This is a genomic window from Acidisarcina sp. (genome assembly GCA_035539175.1).
Classification (GTDB): domain Bacteria; phylum Acidobacteriota; class Terriglobia; order Terriglobales; family Acidobacteriaceae; genus JANXZS01.
On the sequence record DATLIY010000003.1, the window covers coordinates 96,172 to 113,181 of the forward strand.

The window sequence follows — 17,010 nt, forward strand, 5'->3', positions numbered from 1 at the left end:
GCAAGGCAGCCTGGAATGCGGGGCGGGAGGCCCCGAAGAGATGAAACGGCATTGGAATCGCCTGAACCCGGCCACGCAGTCTGGTGAGCAGAGACCGGTGTTTTTGCCGTATGGACGTGGTATGTCTTTGCGAATTGGCTCGTGGATTGCGTCTGGAATATTCCTTGGTTCGCTCGTTGTTGCCGCTCCCTTGCAGGGATTGGCGCAGCAGCATGCTCCTGCCTACCGCGGCGGGCAGCCAGCCATGCGCTTTCCGGCGCAAAACGCTCCTTCTTTTCAGCGGGGGGCGCCGCGCCCGGCACAGGCACCACGCCCGCAGTCGCAATACCAGCAATCGCAGCAACACCTGGGAGACTGGCTGCACACTCACCAGAACCTTGCTCCAGCGGAGCAGGAGAAGGCTCTGCAGCGGGAGCCGGGCTTTAACAAGTTGCCGCAGGAGCAACAGCAGCGCCTGATGAATCGATTGCGCGATCTGAACAATAAATCACCGCAGCAGCGCCAGCGCACGATCGACCGGGTCGAAGTCTGGGAGAGGCTGTCGCCGCAGCAGAAGCGCGAGATCAGTAACTCGACGGCTCAACTCCGCTCCATGCCGCCGGAGCGCCAGGTTCCGCTGCGCAGGGCATTTCGCGATTTGCGTGAGGTTCCTCCCGGGCAGCGGCAGGCGATCTTGAATTCGCCCGAGTATCAATCCCAGTTCACGCCCCAGGAGCGGGGCATCCTCAGCAACCTGCTGACGATTGAGCCCTATCAGGCGAATCCCTCCGCCCCTGCGGACTCACCGGCGCGCCAGGCGCCGATCCCGGCTTACCGATAGCCGTACCTGAGCGGCGGCGGGAGCCGTTTTTTTCGGGCTCCAGCGGTTTCGCATTCTCTGAGTGAGGATCGCCGGATACCGGGTATTTGCTAGAGACGAAATCGGGAAAATCGACTAGGTTTCGTCATCCTGAGGACCATTTAGTTTTGGCCTCTGAGCCCCTTTTAGGTTTGTCATCCTGAGCGAAGCGAAGGATCTGCTTCATAACGCGAACGCCATCCTTCGTTGTCGTCCCAGCCGTCGTTCTCCGCCTTGTTATAGGCCCTAACTGCGGAAGATGTTCTTCGCGAGGAAGATCAGATTAGCAGGCCGTTCGGCGAGCCGGCGCATGAAGTAGGGGTACCACTCCGTTCCAAAGGGAATGTAGACGCGCATGTTGTAGCCCTCGCGTACCAGTGACTTCTGTAGATCGCGGCGAATCCCATACAGCATCTGGAACTCGAACCGCCGGGTGTCGAAGTGGCGCTCGCGAAGGAAGTGCTTGGTTGCCGCGATGATCTTTTCATCGTGGGTGGCCAGGCCATGGAAGATGTTGCTATTCAGCAGAATGCGCGCCAGCTTCAGGTAGTTTTCGTCCACATCCTTCTTGCTGGCAAAGGCTATATTAGGAGGCTCCTGATATGCCCCTTTGCATAGGCGCACGCGGATGCCCTCGTTGAGAAGCGTGTGCAGGTCCTGCTCGCTGCGGTAGAGGTAGGCCTGGATCACAATGCCGACGGTTCCGGGATTCGTGTCATGCAGCTTGCGCACCATGTCGATGGTGGTCTGGGTATGTTCGGAGCCTTCCATGTCAATGCGGACGAAGTTTCTGGTGGAAGCCGCATGCGAGACCAGCCCGGCTACGATGTCGTAGGCCAGAGCCTGGTCGATCTCCAGACCCATCTGTGTCAGTTTCACACTGACATTCGCATTGAGGCGGCGGGACTGGATGGCGTCGAGGAGCTGGTGATAGGTATCAGCGGCCCGGCGTGCCTCGTCGGCGGTCGATACGCTTTCTCCCAGGCTGTCGAGCGATGCGGTGATGCCGTTCTCGTTGAGCGTTTCTGCGGTGCGCAGGGCGGCTTCGATTTCCACGCCAGCAACGAAACGTGAGGACATGCGGCGGCCAAGAGAGGATTGCTCGGAAAATCTGCGCACAGAGGAGTTGCGCGAAAGCGCAATAAAGGTAGATCTCAGGATGGGCATTGTCCCTCTTTTTTTTAACGCCTATTTTCGCACAAGCAGTCGAAGCTGGTGCGGCCGGTCTTTGCCGCCATTGCGCTGCGGAGGGTTGCGCTCCGTTCCGGGTGCGAGCGCCGCGGTGACAAGGCCAGCCAGAGCCAGCAATTATGATGGTTCGCATGGCATTCTTCCTTGGCATTGATGCTGGCGGTACCAAGACGGTATGCGCCATTGGCGACGAGACCCGCATCCTGGCACGCGCGCAGGGCGGCTCCATCAAACACATGCGCGTGGGCAAGGAGCAGGCGGGCGAGAATCTTCGGGCAGTCGTAGGCGAGGCGCTGCAGGCAGCCGGAGTGCGCGCCGACCAGATCGCGTCCAGTTGCGTAGGCACGGCCGGCTCGCGGATTCCTTCATTCGCCGCATGGGTTATGCAGTCGCTCGAAGAACTGGTAAGCGGCAAAGTGGAGGTCTGCGGCGATGACGAAGTAGCTCTGGATGCAGCCTTTCCTGGTGGAGCGGGCGTGCTCGTTGTCGCGGGTACAGGCTCCAACATCGCTGGCCGTACGAGCACCGGCGCACTGGTTAACGCTGGAGGGTGGGGTCCGGCGCTGGGCGATGAAGGTTCCGGCTATTGGATCGGGCACACCGCCCTATGCGCGGCTTTCCGCGCCTACGACTGGGGAGAGCCAACGATGCTGCTGGAGAGGGTCACGGCCTTCTGGTCGTTGCCGGAGCTGGGCGAGGTGGTGGCCTATGCGAACAAGATTCCGGCCCCGGATTTTTCCCGCCTGACGCCGCTGGTGGTGGAGTGCGCCGAGGCGGGCGATGCGGTCGCGACCCAGACGCTGCTGGATGCGGGGCGCTACCTTGCGGAGTTTGCGCTGCTGGCCTGCCGCAAGGTGCGGCATGCGGAGCCGGATGGGCCAATCCCCGGCTTCGCGTTTACGGGAAGCGTGCTGGCAAATATCTCCATGGTTCGCGAGACCATGACGGAACAGATTCGCCGGGCCCTGCCTGCGGCGCATATTGCCCAGGAACCGGTTGACCCGCTCGAAGGCGCATTATGGCGAGCACGCCACGCTGTGGGCGCGGCTGCCGCCATCATGCATTGATTCGAATGGACGGCGGCAGCCTGTCTTATCCGCGATAGACGACCCGCCCGGAGAGCATGGTGGCGACGATCTTGCCTTCCGGGGAGAGCACGACGATGTCTGCCCAGCGGCCGGGCTGCAGCGAGCCGATCCTGTCGTCCAGACCTGTCATGCGTGCCGGGTTGCGGCTGGCAGCCGCTATCGCCTGCGACCACTCGGCGCCGGTGAAGTCGCGGAAGTTGCGGACGGCACGGTCGAGGGTGAGCACGCTGCCCGCCAGCACTCCTTCATAGAGGCACTTGCCATTCTCCACTACGACTGGGAGATCGCCCAGGCGGTAGGTGCCATCCGGCATGCCGGTGGCGCTCATCGCATCGGTCACCAGGATGGCGCGGTCCGGTCCCTTTGCCCTCCAGAAGAGCTTTACGACCGCGGGATCGACATGGACTCCATCACTGATGATCTCGGCATAGATTTCGTCCGTCGTGAGCGCCACGCCCAGAACTCCGGGATGGCGATGATCGAGGGGGCGCATGGCGTTGAAGGTATGCGTCGCGCTCGAAGCTCCGGCGGCGATTACCTCTCGCGCTTCGATACTGCCGGAATCGCTGTGGCCGATGCTGACGCGGACCCCGAGCTTGGTGGCGTGAGCTGTGAGCTCAGCAGCACCGGGAAGCTCCGGAGCCACCGTCAAGACCTTGATGTGGCCTTGAGCGGCATGCCACATGCGGTCGAAGACTTTGACGGAGGGTGGCAGCAGCCAATCCGACGGGTGCGCTCCGCGCTTGGGATGGGAGAGGAATGGGCCCTCCAGGTGAATTCCGAGCGGACGGGATCCGTTGGTTTTCTTGCCGATGAGCTTTGCCAAGCCTTCGAGCGAATGCAGCAGGGTGTCCATCGGAGCCGACATCGTCGTTGGCAGAAAGGCCCCTACGCCGTGGCTCGCGAGGAAGTGGCCAATGGCAGTCAGAGCCTCCGGCGTTGCCTCCATGACGTCGTGTCCCATGGCCCCATGCGTGTGGATATCGAAGAGTGTCGGGACCAGAGTGCATCCCGGAAAATCGATGTGTTCAGCGGAGGAGGGGATGGAGTTGGCTTCACGGGTGCGGATGTCGTCGATGATGCCGTCTTCAAGGATCAGAATGGGCTCCCGGATTCGTTTCTCCGGGCTCAGTAATACTTCGGCAGTAAGTACGGTGGCCATGGCCAACATTATCGCGCAAACAGGTGCATCCCGCGGAAAACACTTTTGTTAGCGAGCAGCTACACTGGAGCGGATGGCTGACAACGAACAACAGACCACGAAGCTGCCCACTCGGGTTGGGATTCACCTCTCCGCCTCCGGCGGGGTTTTCACCGCAGCGGAGCGCGCGCGTGAGATCGGCGCGAATACGTTTCAGATCTTTTCCTCCAGCCCGCGCATGTGGCGTGCTGCAAAGCTTGATCCGGAGCACTGCGGGAAGATGAAGGCGCTGCGGCAGCAGTACAACTCTGCGCCGCTGGTGATTCATACCAGTTATCTGGTCAATCTGTGCAGCCAGTCCGAAGACGTGCGGGCAAAGTCGATTGCCGCCTTCCATGGAGAGGTAGAACGCGCGCTGGATCTGGGAGCGGAGTACCTGGTGCTGCATCCGGGTTCGTGGCGGGGTTTGACGAGGGAAGAGGGGCTGCGGCTGGCAGCGGAGTCGATTGAGCGGGCTCTCGAAGGCCTGAAGTGGCAGGATCACAACTTCCACGTCTTGATCGAGAACACGGCCGGAGCGGAGTTTTCGCTCGGAGGCTCGTTCGAGAATGTTGCGGAGCTGATTGAGCGGCTGCGGCCCTCCGCACCCGTTGGCGCTTGCCTGGATACCTGTCACACGCACGTCTCCGGCTACGACATGGTGAGCGAAGCGGGCTATGAAGACACGATGCGGCAGATCGAGTCGACGCTGGGCTTCGATACCGTGCGCGTCTGGCACTGCAACGACGCCAAGGCTGCACGGGGATCGAAGCTGGACCGCCACGAGCATATTGGCGAGGGCACGATGGGCCTGGCCCCCTTTCGCCGCCTGCTGAACGATGCCCGGTTCCGCCATGCCGCCTTTATTGCCGAGACGCCGGTGGATGCTCCCGGGGACGAGCAGCGGAATCTGGGAGTGTTGCGCGGGCTGTTGCAGGGCTGAGGCGCGGGCTCCCGGGAAGTTAGGCTGGGAAGGTTACACTGGTAGAGATATGTCTGCCGGAAAACCTACAGAAGTAAACGTCCCTGCGGCGAACGCGCCCGCGAACACAGACCGCGATGGTGCCACGACCGAAGTACGCTACAACCCAGCCGAGATTGAGCCGCGATGGCAGCAGCGTTGGGACAGCGATCCATCGCTCTACGCGGCGGAACCTCCCGCCAGCGGGAAGCACAAGTATTACGTGCTGGAGATGCTGCCCTATCCTTCGGGGCAGTTGCACATGGGCCACGTCCGCAACTACTCCATTGGAGATGCGCTGGCGCGGTACAAGTGGATGGAAGGCGCGAACGTGCTGCATCCGATGGGGTGGGATGCCTTCGGCCTGCCGGCGGAGAATGCCGCGCTCAAGAACAACACTCCGCCGCGCGAATGGACGCTGGCGAACATTGCCGCTATGCGCCGCCAGATGAAGCGGCTGGGCCTGAGCTACGACTGGCAGACTGAGGTCACGACCTGCCTGCCGGAGTATTACCGCTGGAACCAGTGGTTCTTCCTGAAGATGTACGAGGCGGGGCTTACCTATCGCCGCAAGAGCCGCGTGAACTGGTGCCCGCAGTGCGCCACCGTGCTGGCCAATGAGCAGGTAGTGAACGGCTGCTGCTGGCGGCACGAAGATACGATCGTCGAGCAGCGCGACCTGGAGCAGTGGTTCTTCCGCATCACCAAATACGCACAGGAGCTGCTGGACGGCCTGGACAAGCTGGAGGGGTGGCCGGAGAAGGTGCGGACCATGCAGCGCAACTGGATTGGCCGCAGCGAAGGCGCTCAGGTTGATTTCGCAGTGGACGAGCGGAACTGCGAGGAGAACGGCGACTGCGACGAGGAAGAGAAGCTTGCCCGCAAGCAGGGCAAACGCGTCCTTGCAGCACGCAAGGATGAGACCGAGGCAGAGACGCCTTCGGCTGCGAAGAAGATCAGCGTATTTACGACGCGCATTGATACGATCTTTGGCGCGACCAGCCTGCAGCTTGCGCCCGAACATCCCCTGGTAGCTGCGTTTGCAGATTCCGATGCAAAGCTGGCCGAGCAGGTGGCAGCACTCAAGGAGCAACAGAGGAAGGCGCGGGAGGCTGGCGATGTCGGCGCTATTGAGAAGCATGGCGTCTTTACCGGGCACTACGCCATCAATCCCTTTAGCGGTGAGCGGCTCCCGGTGTGGGTTGCCAATTACATTCTTCTGGATTACGGAACGGGCGCGATCATGTCGGTTCCTGCTCATGACGAGCGGGATTTCGAGTTCGCCAAAAAATATGGCCTGGAGATTCGCATTGTGGTGCTGCCGCGTCGAACCGAAGAACCGACGCCGGACGGGAAGCCAGACGAGAAGATCCTGCCCTACACCGCGGAAGACAGCCTGCTGATCAACTCTGGCGAGTTCAACACTATGGGCTGCCAGGAGGCTCAGGAGAAGATGTCCGCTTATGCCGAGCAGCATGGCTTCGGCAAGGCCACCATCACGTTTCGTTTGAAGGACTGGGGTGTAAGCCGCCAGCGTTACTGGGGCACGCCTATTCCCATGCTCTACTGCGAACGCGACGGCATTGTTCCTGTGCCTGAAGATCAGCTGCCAGTTCTGCTGCCGGAGCAGATCACGATTACGCAGCAGGGAGGCTCGCCGCTGGGTCGAGTGCCGGAGTTCGTCAACACCACCTGCCCCAAATGCGGCGGCCCGGCGCGGCGGGAGACCGACACGATGGACACATTTGTCGATTCGTCCTGGTACTTCTATCGCTACACCAGTGCGAAAGACGACAAAGGCCCATTTGATACAGCGTCGGTTGCATATTGGTTTCCCATCGATCAATACATCGGCGGAGTGGAACACGCCATCCTGCACTTGATCTATTCGCGCTTCTGGACGAAAGTGATGCGCGACCTGGGCCTGATCGGGAACGACGAACCCGCAGACCGGCTCTTCACGCAGGGAATGGTGATCAAGAACGGCGCGAAGATGTCGAAGTCCAAGGGCAACGTGGTATCGCCGGACGACATGATCGCCCGCTATGGAGCGGATGCAACGCGGATGTATGCGCTCTTCGCGGCTCCGCCGGATCGCGACCTCGATTGGCAGGAGGATGGAGTCGCGGGCATCAGCCGCTTTCTGGCACGTGTCTACCGGCTGGTGATGAAGTATGCCTCCGCCGTTCGCGGAGTGGCCCGTACAGAGGATCGCGGCCAACTGTCGCCCACCGCTCAGGCGCTGCTCCGCAAGTTGCACCAGACCATCCGCAAGATCACGCAGGACTTTCAGGGACGCTGGCACTTCAACACCTGCATCGCTGCCATTATGGAGCTGGTCAACGATCTGACGGCTGCCGATGCAGCGCTCGCGAAGGGCGAGGTCTCCGCCGAGGTCCTGGCCGAGATACTGAACTCGCTGGTGCTGCTACTGGCTCCCTTCGCGCCGTTTCTTGCCGCTGAGCTATGGCAGGAGATTGGCGGGGAGGGCGCGATTCTGCGCAGGCCGTGGCCGAAGTTCGACGAACTGCTGGCGAAGGAAGATGAGATTGAGATTCCTGTTCAGGTGAACGGCAAACTGCGCTCGCTGATCCGCGTAGCCGCCGAAGCTACCGCGGTCGATATGGAGAAGGCAGCGCTTGCCGACGCCAAACTGCAAACCTTCGTTGCGGGAAAACAGGTTGCCAAGGTGATCGTGGTTCCGGGCAAGCTGGTCAATGTCGTGGTCAGGTAAGTGGAATGCCGGCCAATCCAGAGATGCAGGTAACAGTCCGGGGAACGCAGTCGCTTGTACATACTCTGCACGAAGTCTGGATGCGGCCATCGCTGGTTGCGCTGGAGGTGCTGTGGCGCTGGCTCTTCGGCGCTCCCGCGCTGTGGCTGATCTACCGGGGAGCCGTGAAGATTCTCGCGGCGGCGCCGCTTGAGTCCACCGGAGTTCAACAGCTCACCTTGCAGGATCCCTGGCAGGCTGCGGCGCTGTTGTCCGATGCGGCTGCGGCTTTGATACCGCTGGTGCTGCACGCCGCCCTCTCCCTGGTGCCGCTGCTGGCGGTTGGGTGGGCCGTTGCTTCCGGCCTGGGGAGAACGCTCGTTCTGCGCCGCTACGACCGCTCGCTCCCCGCTGCTCCGCTGTCGATGATTTTCCTGCAACTGCTGCGGGTGATCGCGCTCGGAGCAATGTTCGCGGGGTGGTTCTATGGACTGCACCGGGTGGCCAACGCTACGCTGTCCGGCCCCGGCGAACCGAATCTGCTGGCCTACCTGGTGCAGGTGATCTGCCTTTCGCTGGGCCTCTTCACACTATGGGCACTGGCGAGCTGGATCTTCTCGGTTGCGCCCTTGCTGGTTGTCCTGGAGCGTAGGAGCGCGCTCTCCAGCCTGCATCGCAGCCTGCACCTGGGGCGCGAGTTCACCGGCAAGCTGAGGGAAGTGAATCTAGTGATGGGCATCGTGAAGCTGGCGCTGATCGTGCTCGCCATAGTCTTCTCCGCAACCCCGATTCCGTTCGAAGCGCAGATGTCCGGCGACGCGCTCCACCTCTGGTGGCTCATCGTTACCCTGCTCTACTTTGTTGCCAACGACTTCTTTCAGGTGGCAAGGCTCGTCAGCTTCATCCGGTTCTGGAAGGTGCTGGCCGCACGGGCGGACGGAACTCAATCTATGGGTGTCTGAGTAAGATAAAGTTTTCCGCTGGAGTTCCCGAGCAAGGCTCTGTAGCTAGGACTCATATCCCGAGTTGGAAGCCAAAGACAGAACGAATTCGCTTCAAGGTCATTTCGCCTCCTCATCAGAAGAGGAAAAGCATTCCAGCGCTGGCTGGAATATCTGGAATATAGAGCCAACGGGCCTCCAGCTTTTTTCAAAACTTTACAGCTTCCCCTCAACCCTGAAAAACTGAAGCGTGGACACCTCTTCGATCGTTATTCTCGACTTTGGTTCGCAGTACACCCAGCTGATTGCGCGGCGTATTCGCGAGCAGAATGTTTTCTCCGTGGTCCTGCCCTGTACCGCGTCCCTGGCGGAGATCCAGGCACAGAAGCCGATAGGGATCATCCTCTCGGGCGGTCCGTGCTCGGTTTATGATGCGGACGCGCCGCCGAGCGATCCCCGGGTGCTGGCTCTGGGCCTGCCGGTGCTGGGCATCTGCTATGGACTCCAGTTCGTTACCCATCACCTTGGCGGCAAGGTGCGTTCGGCGGAGAAGCGCGAGTACGGCCATGCCGAGGTAACCCTGATAGAGAATACGCCGCTCTTTGACGGGCTCGAACGCACGCAGCAGGTTTGGATGTCGCATGGCGACGAGGCTCTGGAGCTTCCAGAGGGCTTTCACCTGACGGCCAAGACGGCGAATGCGGTCGCGGGAATCGCGAATCCTGAGAAGCGGATCTGGGCCGTGCAGTTTCATCCCGAGGTGCACCACACTCGCCAGGGCACTGCGCTGCTGCGCAACTTCATCTTCAAGATCTGTAAGGCAGCCCCGGATTGGACGCCGGAGCACTTCATTCAATCGACGGTTGCGGCGATTCGCGAGAAGGTAGGCACCGGCCACGTCATCTGTGGTCTCTCTGGTGGAGTCGACTCCGCGGTGGCCGCGGTGCTCGTGCATCGAGCTATCGGCGATCAGTTGACCTGCATCTTTGTGAACAACGGCGTGCTGCGCAAGCACGAATTCTTCAAGGTGCAGGAGAACATGCGCGACAAGCTTGGGCTCAAGGTGGTCGCGGTCGATGCCAGCGGACGCTTCCTGGGCAAGCTGGCGGGCGTGACCGATCCCGAGACCAAGCGCAAGATTATCGGCAATGAGTTCATCGAGGTCTTCGACGACGAGGCGAAGCGTATCGCGGAGCAATCTGGCGGCGTGGACTGGCTGGTGCAGGGAACGCTCTACCCCGATGTGATTGAGTCGTCGTCGGTGAAGGGCCCGTCGCAGACCATCAAGAGCCACCACAACGTGGGCGGCCTGCCGGAGACGATGAAGTTGAAGCTGATTGAGCCGCTGCGCGACCTCTTCAAAGATGAGGTGCGGCGTATTGGCCGCGATCTCAAGATGCCGGAAGAGATTCTGCAGCGCCAGCCCTTTCCGGGGCCCGGACTTGCCGTGCGCATTCTCGGCGAGGTGACGCCGGAGCGCGTAGCTCTGCTGCAGGAGGCCGACGAGATTGTGGTTTCGGAGATTCGTGCCGCGGGACTCTATCAGCAGATCTGGCAGAGCTTTGCGGTGCTGCTCCCAGTGAAAAGCGTGGGCGTGATGGGCGATCAGCGTACCTATGCCTACACTTGCGCGATTCGCGCAGTTCACTCGGAAGACGGCATGACCGCGGATTGGGTACCGCTGCCGTATGAGGTACTGAAGACAATCTCCAGCCGTATCGTCAACGAGGTTCGCGGCATCAACCGCGTTGTTTATGACATCACCTCCAAGCCGCCGGGCACCATCGAATGGGAGTAAAGTCGAGTCGGCACGAAGGGGCCAGGTTGCGGGGCCAAAAGGGGAAATGGGCCTGTTCGACGGAAGGCAGGTTGCCGGACTCCGATCCCCGCCAGGCAAATCGCCGCCGGCCAGTATGGAAAGCCCTGTAGGTGAGGCACCTCACTGACTTTGACGCAGTCCTGGTTTATTCTATTAGGGAACCTCAAGACGAGAATCTCGAGATCTGAAGGAGACGAGTATGCCGCTGGTATCGTTGCGACAGGTGCTGGATGAAGCATCGAAGAAGAACTATGGCGTTGGTGCTTTCAACGTCAACGACATGGAACAGATTCAAGCGATCATGGAAGCCGCCGATGAGACGAAGTCCCCGGTCATCATTCAAGCCAGCCGCGGTGCTCGCGCCTATTCTCAGGACAACTACCTGTACCATCTGATGCTGGCAGCGGCGGAGCTGTACCCGAATATTCCGCTGGTTATGCACCTGGATCATGGCAACAGCTTTGAGACCTGTGAGTCGGCGATCAAGCTGGGATTCACCAGCGTGATGATGGACGGATCCCTCAAGACCGACGGCAAGACGCCCACCACCTTTGAGGAGAACGTGGAAGTCACCCGCCGCGTAGTCGAGATCGCTCACGAAAAGGGCGTATCGGTGGAAGGTGAAATTGGCGTTCTGGGCGGCATCGAAGACGGACATGGCGCCGGTGGCACGGGTCTGGAGCACGTTACCGATCCCGACCAGGCAGTTGAGTTTGCCGAGCGCACGGGGGTCGACGCGTTGGCGCTGGCGATTGGCACCAGCCATGGTGCGTACAAGTTCAGCAAGAAGCCGGATGGCTCGGTTCTCAAGATGGATCTGCTCATCGAGATCCACAAGCGGCTGCCGCATACCCACCTGGTGATGCACGGCTCATCGAGCGTTCCGAAGGATCTGCAGGACATCGTCAACCAGTACGGCGGAAAGCTGAAGCCGACCTGGGGCGTGCCGATCGAAGAGATCCAGCTTGGCATCAAGAACGGCGTGCGAAAGATCAACGTCGATACCGACAACCGCCTGGCGATCACGGGCGCGATCCGCAAGGTCTTCGCCGAGTCGCCGGAGAAGTTCGATCCCCGCGATTATCTGAAGCCGGCACGCGAGGCGATGAAGAAGGTTGTGGCACAACGCATGAGAGAGTTTGGACAGGCGGGACATGCTGGCGACTACACGGCAATTCCGCTTACTGAAATGGCGAAGAAGTATGCCGTTGGAGAACTCGTTACCAAGTAAGAATCCATAAGTAACGAGCTACAAAGACAAGTAGCGAAATCGGGTTGCGGGTGAAACACCTGCAATCCGATTTCTTTTTTGCCGTCCTGCTTTGCGGAGCTTTTCCGCTGAGGCGGAAATCAAGCGTGGAAGTGCGAATGATGCGGATCTTCCTGTGACTGTCGGTGGGTGCGCATTGGGACCCCCGCTGAAAGATCGGGAATGCGTGACCGCTGTATCTATGACTGTTTTCTATCTGTACCTATGACTGTGACTGTTTTATATATGGTGTCCCATTCCATGATTGTCTAGATGTCGGTCAGAAGATCCGACAGGTGGATACCGAAGCCCAGAGCAATTACTTCAAGCATGGGCAGTGAGATGGATTTTCTTCCGCGCTCAACTTCGCTGATGTAGCTACGATCTATCCCGAGGAAGTTAGCCATCTGTTGCTGTGTCCAGTTTCGATTGTGACGAAGTTCTCTCAATTTCAAACCAAAGCGATAACTTACATCCAGCCGTGGTTGCTGAAGGACGTAAGTAGAAGACAAGTGAGTCGGCGCATAGTCGAAGTGGCTCATATTTTCTCTCTGCCTGTCTAAAGGTGGTTGGAGTGCTTTTAGAGCTATGGCCCTTTTTTATGTTCATAACTGCTTTTCTTAGCTGCCAAAGCACGCCACCCTGCTAAGTGGCGGGTTTCGCTTCCAAGCAGGATGGCACTGCCTAATTTCAGGGGCGTTGATACTTTAACCGTCGCACAATCTATCCTCGTCGTCAGTCGCCCACCGGCAACATTCTGCCTGTAGTCATCATTCCGCCTGCAGTCCTCATTCTGTCTGCCGTCAACACGTGCTCACAGCCAACCCTGCTAAGTTCTGAAAGTAGTTACTCCAGAGCACGAGGGATCTGACTATGGTCATCTATCTTGTCGGCATAGGCGCGTTCATTCTCGGCGCAAATCTGGGAGTTCTCATCGCATTGCTCCTTCTGCATGGAAGAGCAGAAAGCCTCGCACGGAACTATCGTGCAGAAGCTTCCGCTCCTGCTGAAGCTAAGTGCGAGGAGCCCTTGACTCCTGCATATTTCTGAGGCCCTCAGGTGAGCGTCCCGTTATAGCTGGCCGCACTAAATGTATCGGCTAATGAGACGAGAACATGAATGGAGGACTGCGGATTGTTGAGCCAGGACTTCAACTCGTGGCGCCAGAGGAACCACAATCCAACCTCGCATCGGGAAAGCCACGGTGCTGAGTTGCGAGTGTGGATGCCGGGAATCGATCCGTTCCGTTTCGGAATTTCCCCGCAACCCGGTAGTAAGGTTACCGAGCAGATCCGTACCGCTCGGCATGCCTTCGATGACGCCGGGAAGAGGTCTGCCCTGGCATTCCTGCAGGCGACGAGTGCCGCTGCCGTTCAGCTTGCAGAATCCTCTCCCACTAATTGCAAAAAGAAAAAGCTGGCGCAGCTATCGTTCCGCATCCAGCATGGCCTGGGTAGCCTGGAGCATCTGGCGGATCCCGGTTGCTGCGAGGTCGAGCATGCTGTCGAGTGCGGTTCGCGGAAAGGTCGAGCGCTCCCCCGTGGCCTGCACTTCCACAAGCTCTCCATCAGCGGCCATCACGACGTTCATATCCACATCGGCCTGGGAATCTTCGTCGTAGGCAAGATCCAGCAGCACGGCATTCTCGACGACTCCCACACTCACGGCAGCCACCATCTGCTTCAAGGGAGTGGCGGCAAGGGTTCCTGCTTTCACCATCGACTGCATAGCCAGGGCCATGGCGGCACAGGCTCCCGTGATGGCCGCAGTGCGGGTTCCTCCGTCTGCCTGGAGCACATCGCAGTCCAGAATCACGGTGCGTTCGCCGAGTGCGGCGCGGTCGACAACGGCTCGCAACGAGCGCCCGATCAACCGCTGAATCTCGTGGGTTCTACCGCCAACCTTGCCCCGTTCCGACTCGCGTGCGGTGCGCGTGAGCGTAGCGCGGGGAAGCATTCCATACTCCGCGGTAACCCAGCCGCGTCCGCTGTTCCGCATCCAGCCGGGAACGCCCAGTTCGACGGTTGCATTGCACAGCACCCGGGTGTTGCCAAGCTCGATCAATACCGATCCCTCGGCCGTGCGGACGAAGTGCGGGGTAAGCCGCAGCGGCCGCAGCTCATAGGCAGTGCGGTTATCCGAACGAAAGAAGGAGAACGCGGACGGGGAGGAAACGGGTCGAACAGGATTCGTCATTGCTCTCATTCTAAGGCACCGGATTCCCGGACCAAAAAGGGAGAGCCGACGCGCAAGTTCAGAAGAGAATCATGACCAGATCGGGAATTCACCAGAATGGGGTCCCGAATCAGGCATCAGCGTTAACGTAATGTTTTTACACGACTTGTCTTGCTTTTGGTTAGACGTATATCCCATTTCGGGAAATCCACAGCTCATTTGCGGCCCAGGAAATGTGACGGTCCTATGGAGGCTAAATGCCGTGCAATCTGTCGTTTCGGCAGGAAGTCCCAGTTTGGTACACGGCATGCACTAGAGAAGGACACCGAGTTCACTATGGGAAGGTTTTGCGGGTTACCAGGGGACCGGTTCGCTGAAAAGGGATTCGCACCGAGCAGATTCGCAGAAAGGGAGAGTTGAGGAGAGTTATGGAGTCACTGGCGCAAGCATCGTTCCCGATCCCAGGCAAGACCGCTCCTGCGGCTGGTCCAAGGGTGGATTCGTCTGCGCAGGAACGCGCGAGTCTTTCGCATGATATGCGGAATATGCTGATGGCTCTGAATCTCTATTGCGACCTGCTATCCGAGGATGCGGTACTGCCTGTTCGCCACCGTCACTATGCGGACGAATTGCGGCTGGTGGTTCAGGCAGGCAGCGATCTTCTCGATCGTCTCCAGCATCTGGCAACTCCGCCGCGCAATGCTCCAGTCGCAGCCCAGGAAGCGGGGAGCACCGCGGTAGGGAACCTGGCCCGGGAGTTGGAGAGCTGCCGGGGTCTGCTGCAGGCTTTGGCGGGTTCTTCCATTCGCGTGAACCTGGAGGTTGGCAGGTATACCGGGCCCGTGCCCCTCAGCCGCGAAGACCTTATGCGCATCCTGGTCAATCTTGTTCGCAACGCATCCGAGGCCATGAGACTGGCCACGGCACAAGCCACGCCACAGGAGATGACGCGCGGCGGAGGAGAGATCCGGATCGCGGTCCGCATGGCGGAGGCGGTGGGGCCAGAAGTGACGCAGCGAGTTGTTCTCTCGGTTGAGGATGATGGTCCGGGAATGGACGCTTCTGTCCGGGAACACATCTTCGAGCGCGGTTTTACGACCAAAGGATGCCGCGGCACCAGCGTATCCAGTACCAGCGCATCGGGCCGTGGGCCTCGTGGCCTGGGGCTCGCGATCGTGCGGGAGCTGGTGGAGGCCGCAGGCGGCATGGTGCGTGCCTCGAATCGTGATGGTCACGGAGCGCGCTTTGAAATTACGTTTCCAGCGGTTAGGGGAAAGCTGAGTACCACCAAAGTAGTAGCACGAAAGGATACCGCCTTGCGGGGAGGAACCGAAGTACAATGCTAACAATTGCTCCAACTAGTTTTTCCATGCAGACTTTTCCTGAATTGGTTGCAGGGAGGATGCACCTTCTCGTCGTGGATGAAGACGCTGCGGTGCGTTCCGCCTGTTGCGAAATTGCGACTCGGCTGGGTTATGCTGCGACGGGCGCTGCCGGCGTAGCTGCCGCCCGCGAACTGCTGCGTGGCAATGCCATCGACATTCTTCTGCTCGATCTGAAGGCTCCGGTCGCGGCTGGTCTTGAGCTTCTGGAAGAGGTGAAGACTCTGCATCCGCAGACCTCGGTGGTGGTGATGACCGCGTTCGCCACGGTCAACTCCGCAGTCGAGGCGATGCGCACCGGCGCGAGCGATTACCTGACCAAGCCATTTGCGCTGGATGAAATCTCCGGCGTGTTGGAACGCGCCTCGGAGCGGAAGAAGGTGGATGTATCCAGCCGCCGGTTGCGGGAGAGGCTGCGGAACCAGCAGGGGCTTGGCAACATCATCGGGCGCAGTCCGGAGATGGATAAGCTGTATCGAATTCTTTCCAAGGTCGCGCAGAGCTCGCACCCTGTCCTGATCCTGGGCGAGAGCGGCACGGGCAAGGAGCTGGTGGCGCGGGCTATCCATGCCAATGGCGCAAACGCCAGCAAGCCTTTCATCCCGGTAGATTGCGGATCGCTGGTGCCGACACTGATCGAGAGCGAGCTCTTCGGCTATGTCAAGGGAGCCTTCACGGGAGCGAACCGCTCGAAGGACGGCCTGCTTGCATCGGCAGAGGGTGGCACCGTATTCCTCGACGAGATTGGCGAGTTGCCACTTGACCTGCAGGCCAAGCTGCTGCGCGCTCTGCAGGAAAAGGAAATCCGGCCGGTTGGATCGACGACCCGCATCCCCATCAATGTCCGCGTGCTGGCAGCGACGAACCGCGACCTGGCGGGAATGGTGGAGCAGGGGCGCTTCCGCAAGGATCTGTATTACCGCCTGAATGTGGTGAACCTGAGGATCCCTCCTCTGCGCGATCGCAAGCAGGACATCCCCATGCTGGCAGCCCACTTTCTGGATCGTCTGTCCCGGGAGAACGCGACCACTTACACGTTGAGCGATGACGCCCTGCGTACGATGATCGCCTACGACTGGCCGGGGAATGTCCGGGAGTTGGAGAACTCCATTGAACGTGCCTGCGCACTCTCATCCGGTCCGACGCTGCACATGGGCGATCTGCCGACGCAGTTGCAGGAGTTCCGCCTGCAGGTGCACCGCACCAATGATGCGGGGAGCGGGGCAGCGCAGGAGTCCGCCGCCGCGATGCCTGAAGTCACTCCCCTCGCGGAGTTGGAGAAGCAGGCAATCCTTTCCACCATTCGGCAACTGAAGGGCGACAAACTGATGGCAGCCAAGCTTCTCGGCATCGGAAAGACGACGCTCTACCGCAAGCTGAAGGAGTATGGCATTACCGAAGCAATGGCAACGGACCCCGCTGATTGAGAAGGATCCGCCGGTACTCTGACGGACGCTCGCAGCAAAACAACAG

The 17,010-nt window shown here is 60.0% G+C and carries 13 protein-coding genes; 9 read left to right on the plus strand and 4 right to left on the minus strand.

Annotation, left to right across the window (positions count from 1 at the left end):
• The first annotated feature begins 40 nt into the window (after positions 1-40).
• Positions 41-820 carry a DUF3106 domain-containing protein gene (locus VM554_00730; GenBank protein ID HVJ06885.1) on the plus strand — a complete coding sequence of 260 codons (780 nt, stop codon included), beginning with the start codon at positions 41-43 and terminating at the stop codon, positions 818-820.
• A 264-nt stretch (positions 821-1,084) separates the two neighbouring features.
• Here VM554_00730 and VM554_00735 read toward each other — a convergent pair whose 3' ends face one another.
• Positions 1,085-2,005 carry a proline dehydrogenase family protein gene (locus VM554_00735; GenBank protein HVJ06886.1) on the minus strand — a complete coding sequence of 307 codons (921 nt, stop codon included), beginning with the start codon at positions 2,003-2,005 and terminating at the stop codon, positions 1,085-1,087.
• A 155-nt stretch (positions 2,006-2,160) separates the two neighbouring features.
• Here VM554_00735 and VM554_00740 point away from each other — a divergent pair, with 155 nt between their 5' ends.
• Positions 2,161-3,096 carry a BadF/BadG/BcrA/BcrD ATPase family protein gene (locus VM554_00740; GenBank protein ID HVJ06887.1) on the plus strand — a complete coding sequence of 312 codons (936 nt, stop codon included), beginning with the start codon at positions 2,161-2,163 and terminating at the stop codon, positions 3,094-3,096.
• A gap of 25 nt (positions 3,097-3,121) precedes the next feature.
• On the opposite strand, the gene nagA is transcribed toward VM554_00740, so the two are convergent.
• The gene (gene nagA, locus VM554_00745) at positions 3,122-4,279 is read right to left on the minus strand and encodes an N-acetylglucosamine-6-phosphate deacetylase (GenBank protein HVJ06888.1); all 1,158 of its coding nucleotides are present in this window, start codon (positions 4,277-4,279) and stop codon (positions 3,122-3,124) included.
• Positions 4,280-4,352: 73 nt separating this feature from the next.
• Here nagA and VM554_00750 point away from each other — a divergent pair, with 73 nt between their 5' ends.
• From VM554_00750 to fba, 5 genes are all read left to right on the plus strand, one after another.
• On the plus strand, positions 4,353-5,240 hold the full coding sequence (locus VM554_00750; GenBank protein HVJ06889.1) for a deoxyribonuclease IV: 888 nt from the start codon (positions 4,353-4,355) through the stop codon (positions 5,238-5,240).
• Positions 5,241-5,289: 49 nt separating this feature from the next.
• Positions 5,290-7,992: a leucine--tRNA ligase gene (gene leuS / locus VM554_00755; protein ID HVJ06890.1), complete on the plus strand. Its 2,703-nt coding sequence runs from the start codon at positions 5,290-5,292 to the stop codon at positions 7,990-7,992.
• 5 nt (positions 7,993-7,997) lie between these two features.
• Positions 7,998-8,933 (plus strand): hypothetical protein, encoded by a 936-nt coding sequence (locus tag VM554_00760; protein ID HVJ06891.1) that lies wholly within the window; start codon positions 7,998-8,000, stop codon positions 8,931-8,933.
• Positions 8,934-9,162: 229 nt separating this feature from the next.
• The gene (guaA, locus tag VM554_00765) at positions 9,163-10,710 is read left to right on the plus strand and encodes a glutamine-hydrolyzing GMP synthase (protein ID HVJ06892.1); all 1,548 of its coding nucleotides are present in this window, start codon (positions 9,163-9,165) and stop codon (positions 10,708-10,710) included.
• A 220-nt stretch (positions 10,711-10,930) separates the two neighbouring features.
• Complete coding sequence (gene fba, locus VM554_00770; GenBank protein ID HVJ06893.1) at positions 10,931-11,962, plus strand: class II fructose-bisphosphate aldolase; 1,032 nt, start codon at positions 10,931-10,933, stop codon at positions 11,960-11,962.
• A 287-nt stretch (positions 11,963-12,249) separates the two neighbouring features.
• Here the strand turns inward: fba and VM554_00775 are convergent, their stop codons facing one another.
• Positions 12,250-12,522 (minus strand): helix-turn-helix transcriptional regulator, encoded by a 273-nt coding sequence (locus tag VM554_00775; GenBank protein HVJ06894.1) that lies wholly within the window; start codon positions 12,520-12,522, stop codon positions 12,250-12,252.
• A gap of 883 nt (positions 12,523-13,405) precedes the next feature.
• Positions 13,406-14,176 (minus strand): ribonuclease PH, encoded by a 771-nt coding sequence (rph, locus tag VM554_00780; GenBank protein ID HVJ06895.1) that lies wholly within the window; start codon positions 14,174-14,176, stop codon positions 13,406-13,408.
• Between the two features lie 407 nt (positions 14,177-14,583).
• Between rph and VM554_00785 the strand changes: the two genes are divergently transcribed.
• A complete protein-coding gene (locus tag VM554_00785) occupies positions 14,584-15,501 on the plus strand; it encodes a HAMP domain-containing sensor histidine kinase (protein ID HVJ06896.1) in 918 nt (305 codons plus the stop codon).
• Positions 15,502-15,557: 56 nt separating this feature from the next.
• Positions 15,558-16,964, plus strand: coding sequence for a sigma-54 dependent transcriptional regulator (locus VM554_00790; GenBank protein ID HVJ06897.1), 1,407 nt, complete (start codon positions 15,558-15,560; stop codon positions 16,962-16,964).
• The last annotated feature ends 46 nt before the right edge of the window (positions 16,965-17,010 follow it).